At 65.9% G+C, this 16,815-nt stretch carries 10 protein-coding genes and 1 pseudogene; 2 read left to right on the top strand and 9 right to left on the bottom strand.

What is annotated here, in order from left to right; all coding sequences use genetic code 11:
• Positions 1 to 17: 17 nt before the first annotated feature.
• The 5 genes from B5G20_RS06535 to B5G20_RS06515 form a co-directional block, all read right to left on the bottom strand.
• The gene (locus tag B5G20_RS06535; protein WP_087355999.1) at positions 18 to 1,031 is read right to left on the bottom strand and encodes a dipeptide ABC transporter ATP-binding protein; all 1,014 of its coding nucleotides are present in this window, start codon (positions 1,029 to 1,031) and stop codon (positions 18 to 20) included.
• The gene (locus B5G20_RS06530; RefSeq protein WP_087355997.1) at positions 1,024 to 2,019 is read right to left on the bottom strand and encodes an ABC transporter ATP-binding protein; all 996 of its coding nucleotides are present in this window, start codon (positions 2,017 to 2,019) and stop codon (positions 1,024 to 1,026) included. The genes B5G20_RS06535 and B5G20_RS06530 overlap by 8 nt, the downstream gene beginning before the upstream one ends.
• A gap of 12 nt (positions 2,020 to 2,031) precedes the next feature.
• Complete coding sequence (locus tag B5G20_RS06525; protein ID WP_087355995.1) at positions 2,032 to 2,922, bottom strand: ABC transporter permease subunit; 891 nt, start codon at positions 2,920 to 2,922, stop codon at positions 2,032 to 2,034.
• Positions 2,923 to 2,931: 9 nt separating this feature from the next.
• Complete coding sequence (locus tag B5G20_RS06520) at positions 2,932 to 3,852, bottom strand: ABC transporter permease (RefSeq protein ID WP_087355994.1); 921 nt, start codon at positions 3,850 to 3,852, stop codon at positions 2,932 to 2,934.
• A 101-nt stretch (positions 3,853 to 3,953) separates the two neighbouring features.
• Positions 3,954 to 5,633, bottom strand: a complete 1,680-nt coding sequence (locus B5G20_RS06515; protein ID WP_239286907.1) for an ABC transporter substrate-binding protein — start codon at positions 5,631 to 5,633, stop codon at positions 3,954 to 3,956.
• Positions 5,634 to 5,919: 286 nt separating this feature from the next.
• On the opposite strand from B5G20_RS06515, the pseudogene B5G20_RS06510 reads away from it, so the two are divergent.
• Both B5G20_RS06510 and B5G20_RS06505 read left to right on the top strand, forming a co-directional pair.
• A pseudogene (locus B5G20_RS06510) lies at positions 5,920 to 7,254 on the top strand (alpha-L-fucosidase); the annotation flags it as partial.
• A gap of 159 nt (positions 7,255 to 7,413) precedes the next feature.
• Entirely contained in the window at positions 7,414 to 10,113 is a 2,700-nt protein-coding gene (locus B5G20_RS06505) for a transglutaminase domain-containing protein (protein WP_087355989.1), read from the top strand.
• A 105-nt stretch (positions 10,114 to 10,218) separates the two neighbouring features.
• On the opposite strand, the gene B5G20_RS06500 is transcribed toward B5G20_RS06505, so the two are convergent.
• The 4 genes from B5G20_RS06500 to B5G20_RS06485 all read right to left on the bottom strand — a co-directional run bounded on the left by B5G20_RS06500 (position 10,219) and on the right by B5G20_RS06485 (position 16,772).
• Positions 10,219 to 11,688, bottom strand: a complete 1,470-nt coding sequence (locus tag B5G20_RS06500; protein ID WP_087355987.1) for a M81 family metallopeptidase — start codon at positions 11,686 to 11,688, stop codon at positions 10,219 to 10,221.
• Positions 11,689 to 11,858: 170 nt separating this feature from the next.
• Positions 11,859 to 12,452 carry a metallophosphoesterase family protein gene (locus tag B5G20_RS06495; protein WP_087355986.1) on the bottom strand — a complete coding sequence of 198 codons (594 nt, stop codon included), beginning with the start codon at positions 12,450 to 12,452 and terminating at the stop codon, positions 11,859 to 11,861.
• The gene (locus tag B5G20_RS06490; RefSeq protein ID WP_087355984.1) at positions 12,449 to 14,407 is read right to left on the bottom strand and encodes a BMP family ABC transporter substrate-binding protein; all 1,959 of its coding nucleotides are present in this window, start codon (positions 14,405 to 14,407) and stop codon (positions 12,449 to 12,451) included. Before B5G20_RS06490 ends, B5G20_RS06495 begins: the two co-directional genes overlap by 4 nt.
• A gap of 178 nt (positions 14,408 to 14,585) precedes the next feature.
• Positions 14,586 to 16,772, bottom strand: a complete 2,187-nt coding sequence (locus B5G20_RS06485; RefSeq protein WP_087355982.1) for an alpha-galactosidase — start codon at positions 16,770 to 16,772, stop codon at positions 14,586 to 14,588.
• Positions 16,773 to 16,815 lie beyond the last annotated feature (43 nt).

Raw genomic sequence — 16,815 nt, 5'->3', positions numbered from 1 at the left:
TCCGCTCGATGCGCGGGCTACGCGATCGACTTATCCGGGTAGTGGCACTGCACCATGTGGCGCTCGCCCACCATGGTCACCGGCGGCTGCTCGTGCGAGCACTTCTCGGTCGCGAGCGGGCAGCGCGTGTGGAACGGGCAACCCGAGGGGATGTTCGAGGGGCTCGGCAGGTCGCCCTCAAGCAGCACGTGTTCCTTCTTGAGATCGGGGTCGGGCACCGGCACGGCCGAAAGCAGCGCCTGCGTGTAGGGGTGGCGCGGGTTGCCGTAGAGCTCCTCGTTGGGCGCAATCTCCACGATGTGGCCGAGGTACATAACGGCCACCACGTCAGAGATCATCTCGACCACGGCGAGGTCGTGCGAGATGAAGAGGTAGGTGAGGTTGTACTCCTCCTGCAGGTCGCGCAGAAGGTTCAGAACCTGGGCCTGGATCGACACGTCGAGCGCCGAAACCGGCTCGTCGGCGATGATGAGCTTGGGGTTGACCGAGAGCGCACGGGCAATGCCGATGCGCTGGCGCTGGCCGCCCGAGAACTCGTGCGGATAGCGCTCGCCGTAGGCGCGCGAGAGGCCTACAACCTCGAGCAGGTCGAGCGCACGCTTGAGGCGCTCGCCAGCCGACATCTTGGTGTGCACGAGCAGAGGCTCGGCGATGAGGTCCTGCACCTTCATGCGCGGGTTGAGCGAGCCGTACGGGTCCTGAAAGACCATCTGCATCTTGGCGCGCAGCGGCTGGACCTCCTTGGCCGAGAGCTTGGAGATGTCGGTCCCGTCAAACCAGATCTCGCCCTCGTCGGGGGCGATGAGGCGGTTGATGAGGCGGCTCGTGGTGGACTTGCCGCAGCCCGACTCGCCCACGATCGAGAACGTCTCGCCGGGCATGATGTCAAACGACACGTCGTTTACCGCGTAAACGAACTTGGTGGGACGCCCAAAGAAGTTCTTGCTCACCGGAAAGCGCTTGCTCAGGTGCTTCACCGAGACGAGCGGACGCTCGGCTGCAGATGCGCGGTTCTCAGCGGTCTCAGGCATGCGCTACCTCCTCTCGCTCCTGCTCGCTCAGAAGGCAAGCCGACGTATGGTCTGGGGACACCTCATGCAGCACGGGATCGTTGCAGCGGCAGCGCTCCTGCGCATAGCGGCAGCGCGGGGCAAAGCGGCAACCATCCGGCATCGCGGCGAGGTCGGGCACGCTGCCCGGAATGGAAGGCAGGCGGCGCAGGCGCTCGCCGAGGCGCGGTACCGAGGCGATGAGCCCCTGGGTGTAGGGGTGCTGCGGGTGCTTGAAGAGCTCGTCAACCGGCGCCTCCTCAACCACGTGACCCGCGTACATCACGATCACGCGGCTGCAGGTCTCGGCCACCACGCCGAGGTCGTGGGTGATGAGGAGGATGCCCGTGTTGTTCTCGCGACGAATCTTCTCCATGAGGGCGAGGATCTGCGCCTGGATGGTCACGTCGAGAGCCGTGGTGGGCTCGTCGGCAATGAGGAGCCTGGGCTCGCAGCTCATGGCCATGGCGATCATCACGCGCTGGCACATACCGCCCGAGAGTTCGTGCGGATAGTTCCTGAGCGTCATCTCGGGCTCGGGGATGCCCACCTGACGGAGCACCTCAACCGAGCGCTCGTGAACCTCCTTCTTGGAGAGGTCCGTGTGGAGGGTGAGGGCCTCGGCGAGCTGGTCGCCGATGCGCATGATGGGGTCGAGCGCGCTCATGGGCTCCTGGAAGATCATCGAGATCTCGTTGCCGCGGATGGCCTGCATATCGCGGTCTGAGAGCTCGAGCAGGTGCTTGCCTTCAAAGATGATGTCGCCCGAGATGCGCGTGGTGTCCTTGCGGTGCAGGCGCATCACCGAGAGCGAGGTTACGGACTTGCCGCAGCCCGACTCGCCCACCAGACCCACGATCTCGCCGGGGCGCACCTCAAACGAGACGTCGCTCACGGCGCTGATCCAGTTCTTCTTGCCGTGCTTAAACTCAGTAGCGAGGCCCTTGACCTCGAGCAGGGTATCTGACACAGGGGGCCTCCTTTAGTTGAGCTTGGGGTCGAGGGTGTCGCGCAAGCCGTCGCCGAAGAGGTTGAAGGCGAGCACCGTGAGGAAGATCACCAGACCCGGGAAGAACACGAGGTGCGGAGCGGTGGCGAGGTAGTTGCGGCCCTGCGAGAGGATCGCGCCCCACTCGGCCTGCGTCACGCTCGCGCCAAAACCGAGGAACGAAAGGCTCGAGGCCGAGAGGATCGCGCCGCCGACGTTCATCGAGAAGTTGACGATGAGCGCCTGGAGCGTACCCGGGAATACGTGCACGAACATGGTGCGCAGGCGGCTGCAGCCGATGGACTGGGCAACCTCGACGTAGAGCTCGCTTTTGACCTCGAGCACGGCGCCGCGGATGATGCGCGCAAACGAGGGCACGGTAAAGACCGCCACACCGATCATGACGTTGGTGATGCCCGGGCCGATGATGGCCACGATGGCGATGGCGAGCAGGATACCCGGGAAGGCGAACATGACGTCGCAGACGCGCATGATAAATGAGTCAACGATCCCGCCAAAGAAGCCGGCGATGAGGCCGAGGACCACGCCCGCCGCCGTGCCGATCACCGACGCGGTGAGGGCCGTGCCGAGCGAGAGCTGGGCACCGGCGAGGATGCGGCTAAAGACGTCGCGACCGAATTCGTCCGTGCCCCAGATGTGCTGCGGCGAGGGCCCCGCGAGGAGCGCGTTGTAGTCGTAGGCGTTGGGGTTATAGGGCGTGATGCTCGGGCCGATCACGGCGATGATCAGGATGAAGATGATGAAGGCAAGGCCCGCCACGGCGGACTTGCGCTGCGTGAACTTCTTGATGAACTGCTTTGCAGGGTTCTGCGCCTTGGGCAGCGCCTCCGCAGAAGCGGTCTGGCTGGTGGTGGTTTCGCTCATGGTCCCCTCCTATTCGTAGCGCACGCGCGGGTTGATGATGCCGTAGAGCACATCGGCGAGCAGGTTGATCACCATGTACTCAACCGAGAAGAACAGGATGAGCGCCTGAACCACCTCGTAGTCGCGGAATCCGATGGAGTCCACGAGCAGACGGCCCATCCCCGGGATGGAGAAGACCGATTCCACCACGACCGAACCGGCGATGAGCGCGCCGATCTGGAGCGCGGTGACGGTGATGATGTCGATGGCGGAGTTCTTGAAGGCGTGGCGCATGATGACGCGCGGCTCCGGCAGGCCCTTGGCGCGGGCCGTGCGGATGTAGTCCTTGTTGAGGTTCTCGATCATCGAGGAGCGCGTAACGCGCGCGAGAATGGCCATGATGCCCGCACCCATCGAGACCGACGGCAGGATGTAGCCCTGCCACGTGTTGACGCCGCCCGTGGGCAGCAGGCGCAGGTCGACGGCAAAGATCTGCATGAGCTGCAGGCCGAGCCAGAAGTTGGGCAGCGAGATACCGGCGATGGCGATGACCATGCCCACGAGGTCGAGCGTCTTGCCACGGTTGATCGAGGCGATCACGCCGATGGCGATACCGATGAGCGCCGACCAGGTGATGGAGCAGATCGTGAGGTAGATCGTGATCGGGAAGCGCGGAATGAGCAGCTCCGCGACCGTCATGTTGTTGCTGTAGGAGATGCCAAAGTCGCCATGGAAGATACCCGTGATCCACGTCACGTACTGCTCCACGAGCGGACGGTCGAGGCCGAGCTGGCGGCGGATGTTGTCGATCTCGCCGATGGTGGCGTCAACGCCGGCGATCTGGCGGGCAGGATCGCCCGGAATCAGGTGGATGAACATGAACACGATCACGGAGACCACAAAGAGCAGCGGGATCATGCTCAGCACGCGCTTGACGATGTATTTGCCCATTGCGCACCCTCCCTTTTTTACACATGCAGCCGCCAGCTCCCCCGGTAAGGGAGCTGGCGGAAGCGAATCGTAGCTGGATTAGACGGACCGTGCCATGCGCGCTAGACGTTGAGCGTCGAGTGCATGACATCGATGCCGTTGGGGATCATCTTCACGTCGGACAGGTACGACTTGTAGGAGTACAGGTAGTTGTCCGAAGCGAGGAAGAGCCACGGGCAGGCCTCCCACGCGATGGACTGGGCCTCGGCGTAGTGCTCGTTCTGCTCGTCGACCGTGGCAGCCGCGTTGCCGGCATCGACCTGCTCGTCAAAGTCGGCGTTCTTCCAGAAGGCGGTGTTGTAGCCGATGGGCGGCAGCGACGTGCTGTAGAGCAGCGAGCGCAGGAAGCCGTCGGCGTCGGACTGCGACCAGTTGACGTACCACATCTGAACGGTGGTGGTGTCCTCGGGCTCAGCCGTGATCTCGGCGTTGGTGGCCGGCTCGTTGGGCTGGACGTTGACGTTGATGTTGATCTGGGCGAGCTGCTGCATGACGAAGGTCATGCCCTTGGTCTCCTGGGTGGAGTTGTCGCCGATGAGGTTGATGTCAAAACCGTCGGCGTAGCCGGCCTCCTCCATGAGGCTCTTGGCCTTCTCGAGGTCGAACTTGTAGGGCTCCTGCTTGGCGTAGCCCGGCACGATGGTGGGCAGCACCGAGGTGGCCTCGGTGGCGGCGCCGGAGAACATGACGCGGATGTAGGCGTCCTTGTCGATGGCGTAGTTCATGGCCTGGCGCACGCGGACGTCGGAGAGGGCCTCGACGTCGTTGTTGAGCGTGACGTAGCGCATGATGTTAGACGGCGTGGAGCACATGTTGATGTCGCCCGCCGAGCGGATCGTCTCGACCTGGTCGGACGGCGTCGGGTAGACAACGGTGGCCTCGCCGGTCTGGAGCATGGCGATACGGGAGCCAGCCTCGGGCACCTCGCGGAAAGTGATCTTCTCGATCGCGGGCTCCTCGCCCCAGTAGCCCTCACGCAGCTCGAGGGAGGTGTGGTCGCCCTGCGCGTACTCCACGAGGCGGTACGGACCGGAGCCCGCGGAGCCCTTGGAGTAGTCGTAGTTGTTGCCCTGGACCACGACGGTGGGGTTGACGATCGAGAACTGCGAGACGCTGTTCATGAAGGGCGAGTAGGGCTTGACGAGGTGGAAGGCGACGGTCATCTCGTCCACGGCGTAGACGTTGTCGACGCGTACCTCCTCGGTGTCGTCGTCGAGCGTGCGGATGAACATGCGGCGGCGGCGCCAGTTGTTGGCCGGGTCGATGGCGGCCTGGTAGTTGGTCACCACGCAGGCGGCGTCAAAGGGGGTGCCGTCCTCGAAGGTGATGCCGTCGCGGATGTGGAAGGTGTAGGTGCAGGCGTCCTCGGAGATCTCCCAGCTGTCGGCCGCGGCGGGCTGGAGCTCGAAGTTGGAATCCCAGCAGACGAGCGTGTCGTAGATGTAGTACATCACGTTGACGGAGTTGCCGTCGGAGCAGGTCATCGGGTTGGTGTCCTGGATGGCGCCCTCGAGGGCGATGATGCACTCGTTGGCCGGGGCCTTGCCGTCGGTTTGCTCGGCACGGACGACAAAACCGTCCTTGTCGGTGGTGATGAGCTCGGTGGAGTCCGCAGAGCCCGTCGTGGTGTCGGTGGTGGAGTCGGAGTTGCCCGCGCAACCAGCAAGCCCGAGGCCCGCCACCGTTGCGCCGGCAGCCGCCACAAAGCCCCTGCGCGACACGTTCTTAGAAATGTTTGCCATACCCAGACCTTCCTTCATCGAGAAGCTGACTGATACCGCACAGCGTCGGCGTCGCTGTCGATGATACGGAGCGTAGGTAGACCATGCACCAGGCGCACCCCGCACGTTACAACCGTTTAACAAACGTTAAGTACACGTTCGAAACGTTCGACAGACGTTCGCCGACCACAATAGTGATAGCTATAGTACCATGGGCTCCGGCCCGACCGCCCGGCTCGGCGAAGGGTAGCAATCGAGCCGGTGAACGTGCGCCGGGCACACCCGCGTAAGCCAGTCCCACGACCCAAGGAGACAGACGATGTACCGCTTCGACCGCGACCGCTACAACGAGCGCATGCGCTGGTACCTCCACGACCGCTTTGGCATGTTCATCCACTTTGGCCTCTACGCCATCCCGGCGCGCGGCGAGTGGCTGCGCAGCACCGAGGAGATGCCCGAGGAGCGCTACCTCCCCTACTTTGACGAGTTCAACCCCAAGGACCTCGACATGCGCGCCTGGGCCCGGAGCGCCAAGCGGGCCGGCATGCGCTACGCCGTCCTCACCGCCAAGCACCACGACGGCTTTTGCCTCTACGACACCGACACGACCGACTTCAAGAGCACCAACACCCCCTATGGGCGCGACATCGTGGCCGACTTTTTGGAGGCGTTCCGCGCCGAGGGCATCCGCGTGGGCCTCTACTACTCGCTCATCGACTGGCACCACCCCGACTTTCCGCAGTACGGCGACCGTCAGGCGCCGCTGCGCCGCGACCCGGTGGCCGGCTCCAACGAGGGGCGCATTTTTAGCCGCTACCTCGACTACATGCACGCGCAGGTGCGCGAGCTCTGCGAGCGCTACGGCAAGCTCGACCTCATGTGGTTCGACTTCTCCTACGACGATATGACGGGCGAGAAATGGCGCGCCACCGAGCTTGCCGACATGGTGCGCACCCTTCAGCCGGGCATCATCCTCAACAACCGTCTTGAGGTGAGCGGCGAGGGCATGGGGTCGCTCGCGGCCTGCGAGCCCACGCCCTTCCACGGCGACTTTGTGACACCCGAGCGGATCATCCCGCCCGCGGGACTCTTTGACGCCGAGGGACGACCCCTTGCCTGGGAGGCCTGCATCACCATGAACGACAACTGGGGCTACGTCGCCACCGACACCAACTACAAGCCGGCCGACCTCATCATCCGCAAACTCGTGGAGTGCGTCTCTAAGGGCGGCAACCTCATCCTGAACGTGGGGCCCGACGCGCGCGGGCGCTTCCCCCGCCAGAGCGAGGAGATCCTCGCCGCGATCGGCGACTGGATGGACCGCAACGGCGAGAGCATCTACGGCTGCGGCCCGGCGGCGGACGGCCCTATCGACGCCGAGCGCCCCGAGGTCGGGCGCCTCACCCGCAAGGGTGACACCTACTACGTGCACCTCTTTGAGGGGTTCTTTGGCCCCGTGCCGCTCATGGGCTTTCCCAAGGAGCGCATCGCGCGCATCCGCCGCGTCTCGGACGGCACCGAGGTGCCCCTCTCCACGAGCTGGATCCACAGCGACTACCCCGATATCGCCTTTGCCGACCTCGGCCCCTCACCCGTCCTCCCCGACCCGGTGGACACCGTCCTTGCCGTAACGGTTGCCTAAGGACCGCTGCGCGCGGGGCTGCTTGGGCCGCGCCTCTGGGTCTCTGGAGCGCAGGCCGTGCGCCGTGCCCGCGCTTCGCTGCGCACGGGCGCCGCGTCCCGTTGGAACAGGCCCGCGTCACCGTGCACTACCGCAAACCTCCTGCTAGATGGAAACGCCATGACCGCTTCTGAACCCTTGCTCTCCACCACGCTCGCACGCTACACCGACGAGCACCTCGCCGCGCGTGCCAGCGAGCTCGCGCCCGTCATGCCGCACATCGAGGCGGAGCTCGCCGCCCTCGAAGCCGATGAGGCCCTGCTCGTCCGCTTCTTCTGCGCCACGCTCCCCCTGTCCGACGTGTTTGACACCGAGCCTGCGCTCCTCGCCTCGTTTGCCCGCCACGCCCTCATGCTGCGCCGCGAGATGCCCTGGTGCGCCGCCCTCGACGAACCCACCTTTGTGCACTTTGTGGCCTATCCGCGCATCAACACCGAACCCGTCACCGATTGCCGCCCCGTCTTCTGGCGTGAGCTCGTCGAGCGCATGCGGGGCAAGAGCGCCGCGGAGGCCGTGATCGAGACAAACTACTGGTGCGCCGAGCACGCCACCTACCAGGCGTCCGACGGCCGTACGCTCGGTCCGCTCGGGGTGCTCGCCTCGGGTGACGGCCGCTGCGGAGAGGAGTCCACCTTCCTCGTCACGGCGCTCCGCTCCATCGGCATCCCGGCGCGCCAGCTCTACGTGCCGTGGTGGGCGCACTGCGACGACAACCACGCCTGGGTTGAGGCCCAGGTAGACGGCAGTTGGCACTACCTCGGGGCGTGTGAGCCCGAGGAGGCTCTCGACCGGGGTTGGTTTACCGCCGCCTCGGGCCGCGCCATGGCGGTGCAGACCCGTACCTACGCCGACTTTGGCTTTAACTTTGAACGCGACCGCGCCCGCCTGACGCGCGAGGGCGACATGGTCATCGTCAACGTGACCTCCTCCTATGCCCCCGTAATCACCCTAACCGTTGAGGTGGCAGATGCCACCGGCGCGCCCGCGGCGGGCGTGGACGTGGACCTCTCCATCATGAACGCCGGCGGCTGGCGCGACATCGCCCGCCTGGTTACCGATGAGGACGGCCACGCGGCGATCGAGGTGGGCGCAGGGTCGCTCCGCGTCTACGCGCGCACGGCCACGGGCGAGGCCGACACGATCATCGACACCGCTTCCGTGCACGAGGTGCACCTGCAGCTCGCGGCGTATGATGCCGCCTTCCCCGCCACCGCCTGGCGCGCGCTTGACCTCGACGCCCCGGCGGACCATCCGGCCCCCTCGATGTCGCTCACGCCCGAGCAGCAGGCGGCGGGGCGCGTGCGCAAGGCCGAGGCCGACCGTATGCGCGTGGAGCGGCTCCAAGGCCTTGCCGCCGCAGTGCACGAGGCAGCCGAACGCGTGGCGACACGCTATGCGGAGGCGGGCTGCTCCGTCGAGCTGCCGGACGGCCGCACCCTTGCGGGCATCTTCTCGCTCTCGTTTGCCAACGCCCCCGAACTTGAGGCGTTTCTCACCGAGGATATCGCGCGCGACCGCCTGGAGCTCGTCTCCACGCTTTCCGACAAAGATTTCCGCGACCTGTGCGCCGCGGTGCTCGAGGACCACCTGCAGCACGCCCGGGCCCTCCGCGATGCAGTGGAACGCTCCCTTCTTGCGCAGGATCTTGACGCGGCCGAGGCATCAGACCTCTTCCGTCGCTACGTGCTGAGCCCGCGCACCGATATCGAGCAGCTCACCCCGTATCGTACGGGCCTGCTCGACCTCCTCGACGAGGACCAGCGCCGCTCGTTTGCCGAGGACCCCGCCAGCATCTGGACCTTCATTCGCGAGAACGTGACCTTTGACCCGGCACGCCAGCTCATGCACCTGGCGGCCTCACCGGTGGGAGCGCTCGTCTCGCACCAGGGCAATCCCTCCACGCAGCGCGGGCTCTTTGTGGCTATCGCCCGCACGCTCGGCATCCCGGCACGCCTGAACCCGGTGGACCGCGCACCCGAGTTCTTTGCCGAAGGGGCGTTCCGCCGCGCGGAGGCGGTGGACACAACGCCGCGCGCCCACCTTGTGCTCACGTGCCCGGAGGGCATGTCGCCCATCTACGAGCAGGATTGGGGCCTTGCCGCCGCGGTCTGCGCCGTTGCCCCGAGCGGTGCCACCTGCCGCGAGTACCAGATGCTCGACCTGTGGGGGTCTGCGTTTGCGGATGGAAAGCTCGTTGTGGACGTCACCCCCGGGCGCTACCGCCTCACGACCGCGGTGCGCCTGCCCAACGGCAACCAGCTGGCAAGCGAGCTCGACTTCGATATAGCCGATGCCGCCGCAGAGCGCATGGTAGCACTTGAGTTCCGCGAGCCCAAGGCTGTGGACATGCTCTGCGACATCCCGCTCGACGACTTCCCGCTCGAGGACGCTGCCGGCGAGCCAACCACGGCGCATACCGCAGCCACCGCGCACGGCGCCTCCTTTGCGCTCGTGGCGCTGCTCGAGCCCGCGGAGGAGCCCACCGAGCACCTGCTCAACGAGCTGCGCCAGCACGCCGACCGCGTGGCAGAGGCGGGGCTTGCGCTCGTGTGTGCCGTAAGCGATGCGGACATTGCGCGCCGCGACCCGACGCTCAGCCACACGCTCGAGGCGCTGCCCGCAGCGCAGCTTATGACCTGCGACTTTGATGCGTATGCCGAGCGACTCGCGCGCCGTATGTTCGTAAACCCCGAGAAGCTCCCGCTCGCGATCCTCGTGGATGTGCGCACGGGGCGGCTCATCGGCCGCTACGCGAGCGCGGGCTACAACGTGGGCACCGTCGACTTCGTGCTCAAGCTCGTGCGCCTCGCCGCCGCGTAGCGCGCGCCACACCAAATAGGTCAGTTGGGGACGTGCCCGGTTTAACCCATCCAAAATGGGTTAAACCGGGCACGTCCCCAACTGACCCGTTTTTGACAAGCAACCCTAGCAGCTCTCGATGAGCATGAGCTCGTCCATCTCGTCAAACGGCCACATCGGGCGGAACATCCGGCGAATCTGGATGTCCTCGCAGCGCTGGACCGTCGCTCCGCCGGAGAGCGCCATGGTGTGGTAGGCGGTCTCGGGGATGAGGAACGTGTCGAGGTAGCCCATCTTCACCACGACGATGTCGTAGTCGTGGAACTCCACGCCCGCGGCGGTAAACTGCCCCATGGTGCCGTACTGGACGTTCCGGTTGAGCACGATCACGTCTACGCCCGTGCCGTCGACGGAGACCGTGTAGCTCGGCCCCACGCGCCAGCCGTTGCGCGAGCCCACCTGTGCGTCGCCCGCAACCTTGAGGGTGCCCTCGATGTGAACCGGCTCGGCATAGACGTCCTCGCCCGTCCCCAAGTCAAACGAAACATGCTCGCCCTCCTTGCAAGTGCCGAGGTACTCGTTGGCTGCCGGGTCGTTAATGCCCGCTACCAAGACCGACTTGCCCTTGAGGTCGGCCGCGAGGAGCTCGCGAAGCATCTGGGTGTTATGCCCCGCAGCGCCGGCGCCGCAGTTGTCGCCCGAGTCGGTGATGACGGCCGTCTTGCCCGCAAAGGCCACCGCGTCGCGCACGGCATCGGCCGGTTCGGCAAAATTGCCCGAGAAGGTGAACTCGTCGCGGTGCTCCCAGGTATAGGCGGCCACGCGGTCGGCAATCTCCTCGCACCAGGCGCGGTCGGCCGGGGTGTTGGGCACCACCACGATGGCGGCGCCGAGCTTGTCGTCATCGTGGCGCATGTAGCCCACGTGATAGGAGCTCGAAAACACGCGCGGGTCCTGCTCGGCCTCATCGAGCATCGCGTTGATGGTGCGGAGCGGCTCATAGGCCGACATGCTGCGCTCGCCGTCCACCGCGATGGGGAGCTTGCGGAGCACGGGGTGCATCGGACGGCGATGGAGCATGAGGTCCACGAGCTTCTCGGCCACAAGGCGCCAGGTCTCGACGGTGTCGATGTGCGGCGACTCGCGGAAGCAGCGCACGATGTTCACGCGGCTGCAGAGCTCGGCGGTCACGTTGCCGTGCGGGTCGAGCGCCACGGCGATGGGCATGTGCTCGCCCACGATCTCGCGGATGCGCTTGAGAAGCGCGTGCTCGCCCGAGACGCACTCGAGCCCCCGCACGTCGCTCGCGCCGTGGAGCTGAAGGTAGATGCCGTCGATCTCGTCGAGATGCGCCTTAAGGTCGGAGATGATCTCGCCCTCGATCGTGGCAAAGGCGTCCGCGGCGATCACGCCCGCCGGCGGGAGCGCGGCGTAGATGCTCGGGATGATCCCAAAGCCCGCCTCCTCAAAGATATCGCGGACGCGCAGGGCGTCGATCGCCTCCTCGCCGTGGCGGATGTTAAAGGCGCCGAGGTCGGCGTCGTGGGTCACATGGTCGTTGCACTCGGCGGTAAAGTGCGCGACGAACACGTTCATGGCGGTCCTCCTTTGGACGGCATCTGGACAGGATGTTCCCGTGCCATGATAGCGCCTCTCCCCGCCGAGCGGGACGGGGCCGCGGACGATACCCCCGAGCGGTCTGACCCCCCTTGGCTCGCCGGCACAAAGCCCCTGTCCCTTTGTACCGGGGGCGGCAACGCCCTCCCCTACCATTCGAGGATCTGATAACCGCAGCAGTTGATAATCTGGGTGCCCGAGGGATGTTCGATCAGGCGGTGGATCCGCGCATACTCGGGGTGCACGTGCCCGTGGAGCAGATAGCGCGGGCGGAGGATCTCCAGGGCGGTGTTGAACGCCTCGAACCCCTGGTGCGGAAGGTCGTCGAGGTCACCGTAGCCGCGGGCGGGCGCATGCGTGATGAGCAGATCGATTCCGCCGCGGGCTTTGGCCGTGAGCGCGAGCTTGAGCATCCGCCAGTACATCTCGCGCTCGGAGAAGCCGAAGACGCTCGAGTTGTACCGGAGGCTCCCGCCGAGCCCCATCACGCGAAGGCCCGCCACCTCGCGGATGCGCCCCTCAAGGGACATGCAGCCCTCGGGTGCGTGATCGCGATAGGCGCTGTCGTGGTTGCCCCACACATACACCAGCGGCTCGTTGTAGATAGTCACGACGTGCTCGAGGTAGCGCGCCGGCAAGTCGCCGCACGATACGATCAGGTCCACGTCTCCCGTCCGCTCACGGCAGGCCTCGGGGTCGGTAAGCCAACGCTCCTCGGCATCGGCGACGGCGAGGATTTTCATGAGAGCGCTCCCTTGTGCGGCAGCTGCTCCAGATCAAGCGGAATCACGCCGCTCACCTCGACTTTCTCAAGGCCATCGCGCGAGAGCTCGCGCTGCTCGGGCAGGCGCCCCACCACGTTGGAGTTGAGCCAGCGCATTTGCACGATCTCTTTGCTCGAGAGGCGCTCGGGGCTCTCGTGCAGCACGGCGCCCTCCTGGCTCACGAGCTCGCCGGCAAAAGGATTGATGCGCCCCGTGAGGAGCGACTGCCGAATCCCCTCCACGAGCACCCGCTGTCCGTAGGGCACGGCATCGGAGAGCTTGACGTCGATCACGCCCGCCGAGAGCCCCCACCAGTAGTTGAGCGCCTCGCCTCGCCGGGCAAGACCCTCCTCCTCCCAAGTGTCGTTGCGAATGGACTGCACGATGAGCTCGTAGTAGCGCCCCCAGTCCCACACGGGCTCGGACAGATGCTCCGCCACACCGTCGTCACCGATGCGGTAGAGACCCCACGGCTCGGTTGGGTCGTTGGGGCTCACGTAGTCGCGCGCCGAAACGATGCGCACGTCCGTCTCGGCGAGCTCGCGCTTCCAGTCGTAGTCTTTGGCCGAGAACCACTTGAGATAGACCGTCGCGTACGGATCGACCATCTGAGCGCCGATGGCAAAGGCGTTGATCTCGGCCACGATGCCAAAGACCGGCGTCTCGGCCACATAGCCCACGCGGTGGTTCTCGGCCATGGCCGCAGCAAGCGCGCCGAGCAAGAACTTGGCCTCGTACGTCCGGCAGGCAAAGGTGCGCACCGCACTGTGCGAGAGGCTCACCGAGCAGTTGATGAAGCGCCGACCCGGATGGGCGAGCGCTCCACGCAGGCACGAGCGCATCTGCGTGGGCGAGATGGTGACCACCAGATCGGCCCCATCGGCGAGGGCATCGTCGACCGCATGGTCAAAGGCCTCGTCGTCCGCGCAGTCGGGGTAGGCGCGCGTCATCACGCTCGCACCGAGCCGCGCCTTGAGGTGCACGCGCCCCTTCTCGTGCAAGAGCGTCCAACCGTTGGTGAGCGGGTTGCGCTCGTACACAAAGGCGAGGCTGAAGGGCTTGGGGTGCACCACATCGTGATAGAGGTTCTTGACCTCGGGAAAGAGGTGTGGCCGGCCGCCCGAGGGGTCCTCGAGGTACGTGACGTGGCCCCCGTCGCGCGCCACGACAAACTCGCCCCACACGCGCGCCACATAGCCGTCGATCTCGGCGGGCGTGGCGCGCTCCACCGCCGGGAACCCGTACGCCTTGAGAAAGATGAGAAAGGCAGCACCCTCCGAGAGGCCGAGGTTCTCGCCGTGGCGGTTGCGAAACGCCTGCGCAAACACACCGTAGAGCGAGCGGAGGTCGCGCACGTGCTCGTCGGTCCAGGGGTGGTCGAGGTCCTCACCCACGAGCGCCGCGAGCTTGAGGTAGTCGCCTTCGTTGTCAAACACGATGCCGTAGATGGGGGCCGCGCTATAGAAGCGCATGAACTCCTGGTAGACGCGGTAGGCCTGGGAGTCGGAGGGCATGGGCACCACGCGCGTGACCTTGGCGTAGATGGTCGGCTGGCCGAGGTAGCGCAGAACCGACACGCGCTTGTTGCCCTCCTGCACATAGAAGCGCTGCAGGTACTCGTAGGCCACGATGGGCTCGCGGATGCCCTCGGCGCGCTGCGAGTCGATGAGGTCGCTCCACTTGCTCGCAAACTCCGAGCCGGCCTCTTGAAGCGGCATGAACCCCGACGAGAAGCTGTTCTGCCGCCCCCGCGTGCGGGTGCCCGCGATGAGCGGGAGGTCGATCTCGGTCGTACCGATGGGCACCTCACCCTGATAGCCCTGACCTTTGAGGATATCGTCGAGGGCCGGAGGATACGGATAACGGCCCGCCTGGACGTCGGACTGAAACTCCTTGATGCCGCGCTTGCGCGCGCGACGGTAGTCGTCGAGCATGCGCTCTCCCCTCTTGCAACACGGACGGCCCCGACAACCTACCTAACGCCGATGCCGAGGCCGATGGCTCCAGACGCCAGACGCGTGGGAGTCATCGGCCTGTCACCGGTGACGCGCGGTGTGTCCGCTCAGGCCGGAAACATCGGACGAGCCGAAGGTGCCACCCGCCCCCTAGCGTCTACAGACGCTCGAAGCGGTAGATGCGACCCATGTACGGCTCGGCATTGACCGGCAACGGAAAACCGCTGTCCATGAGGGCGTCGGCCGCAAAGACCGCGCCCGTGGTGAGCTCGCGGTAGAAGGCGCCCGGCGTGAGGCCCCGGGGCGTTACGTAGCGGGCCGCGCCGTAACCCTCGATGAGCAGAAGCACCATGCCCACCACGGCCATGCTGCCGTCTTCGGACACAAACTCCCAGGCGCAGGCCTCGTCTGCGGGGCCGGACAGCCTGAAGTAGCTGCCCTCGCGCACCACGCCCTCGATCTTGTGGTAGAGGGCGATCTGCTGCTTGATGTGCTCGCAGGCGCGCTCGGGCAAGTCCAGAAGGTCGAGCTCGTAGCCAAAGCCGCCGCCCGCCATAGCCACGGTGCCACGGGCAGAGATGGGGGTCGTCCGCCAGTTGATCTCGTTGGGGCAAGCGGAGACATGCGCGCCCATGGTGCTCGCCGGGTAGCCAAACGACGTGCCGTACTGGATTGCCAGACGGTTGACGGCGTCGGTGTTGTCGCTCGTCCAGATCTGCGGCGTGTAGTAGAGCATGCCCGCGTCAAAGCGGCAGCCGCCCGCCGAGCACCCCTCAAAGAGGATGTGAGGATAGCGCTGGACGAGCCGCTCGAGCACATCGTAGAGGCCACGGGTGTAGTCGTAGAGAACGCGCCCCTGGTCGGTAGCGGTGGCGGAGTAGAGGTCGACGATGTTGCGATTGCAGTCCCACTTGACGTAGTCGATATTTGCCTGATCGAACACCGCGCAGAGCTGCTCGTAGATGTTGTCACGGACCTCCTTGCGCGAGAAGTCGAGCACGAGCTGGTCGCGGCCGAGCACCGGGTCCTTGCCGGGGATGGCGAGCGCCCAGTCGGGGTGGGTGCGATAGAGGTTGCTGTCCTCCGAGACCATCTCGGGCTCCACCCAGATGCCAAACTTGAGGCCGAGGGCGTTCACGCGCTCCACGAGCTCGTGCAAGGTGCCGCCGAGCTTCTCCTCGTTGACGTACCAGTCGCCGAGCGCGCGGAAGTCGTCGCTGCGTGCGCCAAACCAGCCGTCGTCCATCACGAGCATCTCGATACCGAGCTCGGCCGCCTTCTCGGCGAGCTCGACGAGCTTGTCGCCCGTAAAGTCGAAGTAGTACGCCTCCCAGCTGTTGAGGAGGACGGGGCGCGGACGGTCGCGCCACTCGCCGCGCACCACGCGCGTGCGGATGCAGCGGTGGAGGTTCTGCGAGAGGGTGCCCAGGCCCGTGGCGGAGTAGGTCATGATGACCTCGGGGGCGATGAGCTCCTCGCCGGGTGCGAGCGGGTACGAGAACCGGTCATCGGCAAGGCCCATCTGCATGCGGGTCTCGGCGTATTGCGAGCGCTCGGCCTCCGCGTCAAAGCCACCGCTCCAGACAAAGCTCATCGACCAGGCCCGGCCCGAGTTCTCGGTTGCATTGCGGTCGCAGAGGATCATGAACGGGTTGTACTGCCCCGACGACATGCCGCGGCGGCTCCCCACGCGGAAGCTCCCGTGGTCGGCATAATGGCGGTCGAGCCGGCGCTCCATGGCGTGGCGACCGCTAAAGGTGATGACGTCAAAGTTGCCGTGCGTAAAGTCGAGGCAGGCCGTCTGCAGGCGGTCGACCGTAAAGGGCTCCGCACCCGCGTTGCGCACCACGGCGGCGCGGCAGATCACGTCGAGCTCGGGCATGACGCCGTAGAGGAGCTCGACCTCGAGCCCGATCCTGGGGTCGGCGAGCGTAACCGAAAGCGTCTGCGCCCCGTCGGCGGGACCCTCGTCGTACACGGCGGGCATGCCGGGCAGCGCGTACTTGCCCTCGCGCACCTCATGGCGCACGTAGCGCAGATCGCACCCGTAGATGCCGCGCGCATCGCGCACCCGGATAAGCGGCGAGCGCATGTCGCCCGCGCCGTCAAAGGGGAATTCCTGCGGGAGCCAGTCGAGCGACCAGGTGCGGTCGCGCACGTCGTGGGGCGTGGCGCACATGCCGCTGCGGTCTGCGTAGGTGATGAGGTAGTCCATCCTCCCCTTACTGCGCGTACCGTAATAGAGATGCAGCAGGTACCCGTGGGGGTCGACCTCCATCTGGTAGGTCGCGGAGCGGGTGTTGAGGGTAAAAGTGAGCGTCGCTTCATCGATAACGATCGACATGGGTCCTCCGTTACAGGGGAATCGAGGGGCAGAAACAAAACCG

Origin of the sequence: Collinsella sp. An7, assembly GCF_002159335.1 — a bacterium.
GTDB lineage: Bacteria > Actinomycetota > Coriobacteriia > Coriobacteriales > Coriobacteriaceae > Coprousia.
The sequence above is the reverse complement of the archived record's forward strand: the minus strand, read 5'-3'. Positions and strand labels throughout refer to the sequence as shown.

What these genes read in the sequence shown, in the direction of transcription:
- B5G20_RS06535 (WP_087355999.1), bottom strand. Translation starts at nt 1,031, where the DNA reads ATGCCTGAGACCGCTGAGAACCGCGCATCTGCAGCCGAGCGTCCGCTC.
- B5G20_RS06525 (WP_087355995.1), bottom strand. Translation starts at nt 2,922, where the DNA reads ATGAGCGAAACCACCACCAGCCAGACCGCTTCTGCGGAGGCGCTGCCC.
- B5G20_RS06520 (WP_087355994.1), bottom strand. Translation starts at nt 3,852, where the DNA reads ATGGGCAAATACATCGTCAAGCGCGTGCTGAGCATGATCCCGCTGCTC.
- B5G20_RS06515 (WP_239286907.1), bottom strand. Translation starts at nt 5,633, where the DNA reads ATGGCAAACATTTCTAAGAACGTGTCGCGCAGGGGCTTTGTGGCGGCT.
- B5G20_RS06505 (WP_087355989.1), top strand. Translation starts at nt 7,414, where the DNA reads ATGACCGCTTCTGAACCCTTGCTCTCCACCACGCTCGCACGCTACACC.
- B5G20_RS06500 (WP_087355987.1), bottom strand. Translation starts at nt 11,688, where the DNA reads ATGAACGTGTTCGTCGCGCACTTTACCGCCGAGTGCAACGACCATGTG.
- B5G20_RS06495 (WP_087355986.1), bottom strand. Translation starts at nt 12,452, where the DNA reads ATGAAAATCCTCGCCGTCGCCGATGCCGAGGAGCGTTGGCTTACCGAC.
- B5G20_RS06490 (WP_087355984.1), bottom strand. Translation starts at nt 14,407, where the DNA reads ATGCTCGACGACTACCGTCGCGCGCGCAAGCGCGGCATCAAGGAGTTT.
- B5G20_RS06485 (WP_087355982.1), bottom strand. Translation starts at nt 16,772, where the DNA reads ATGTCGATCGTTATCGATGAAGCGACGCTCACTTTTACCCTCAACACC.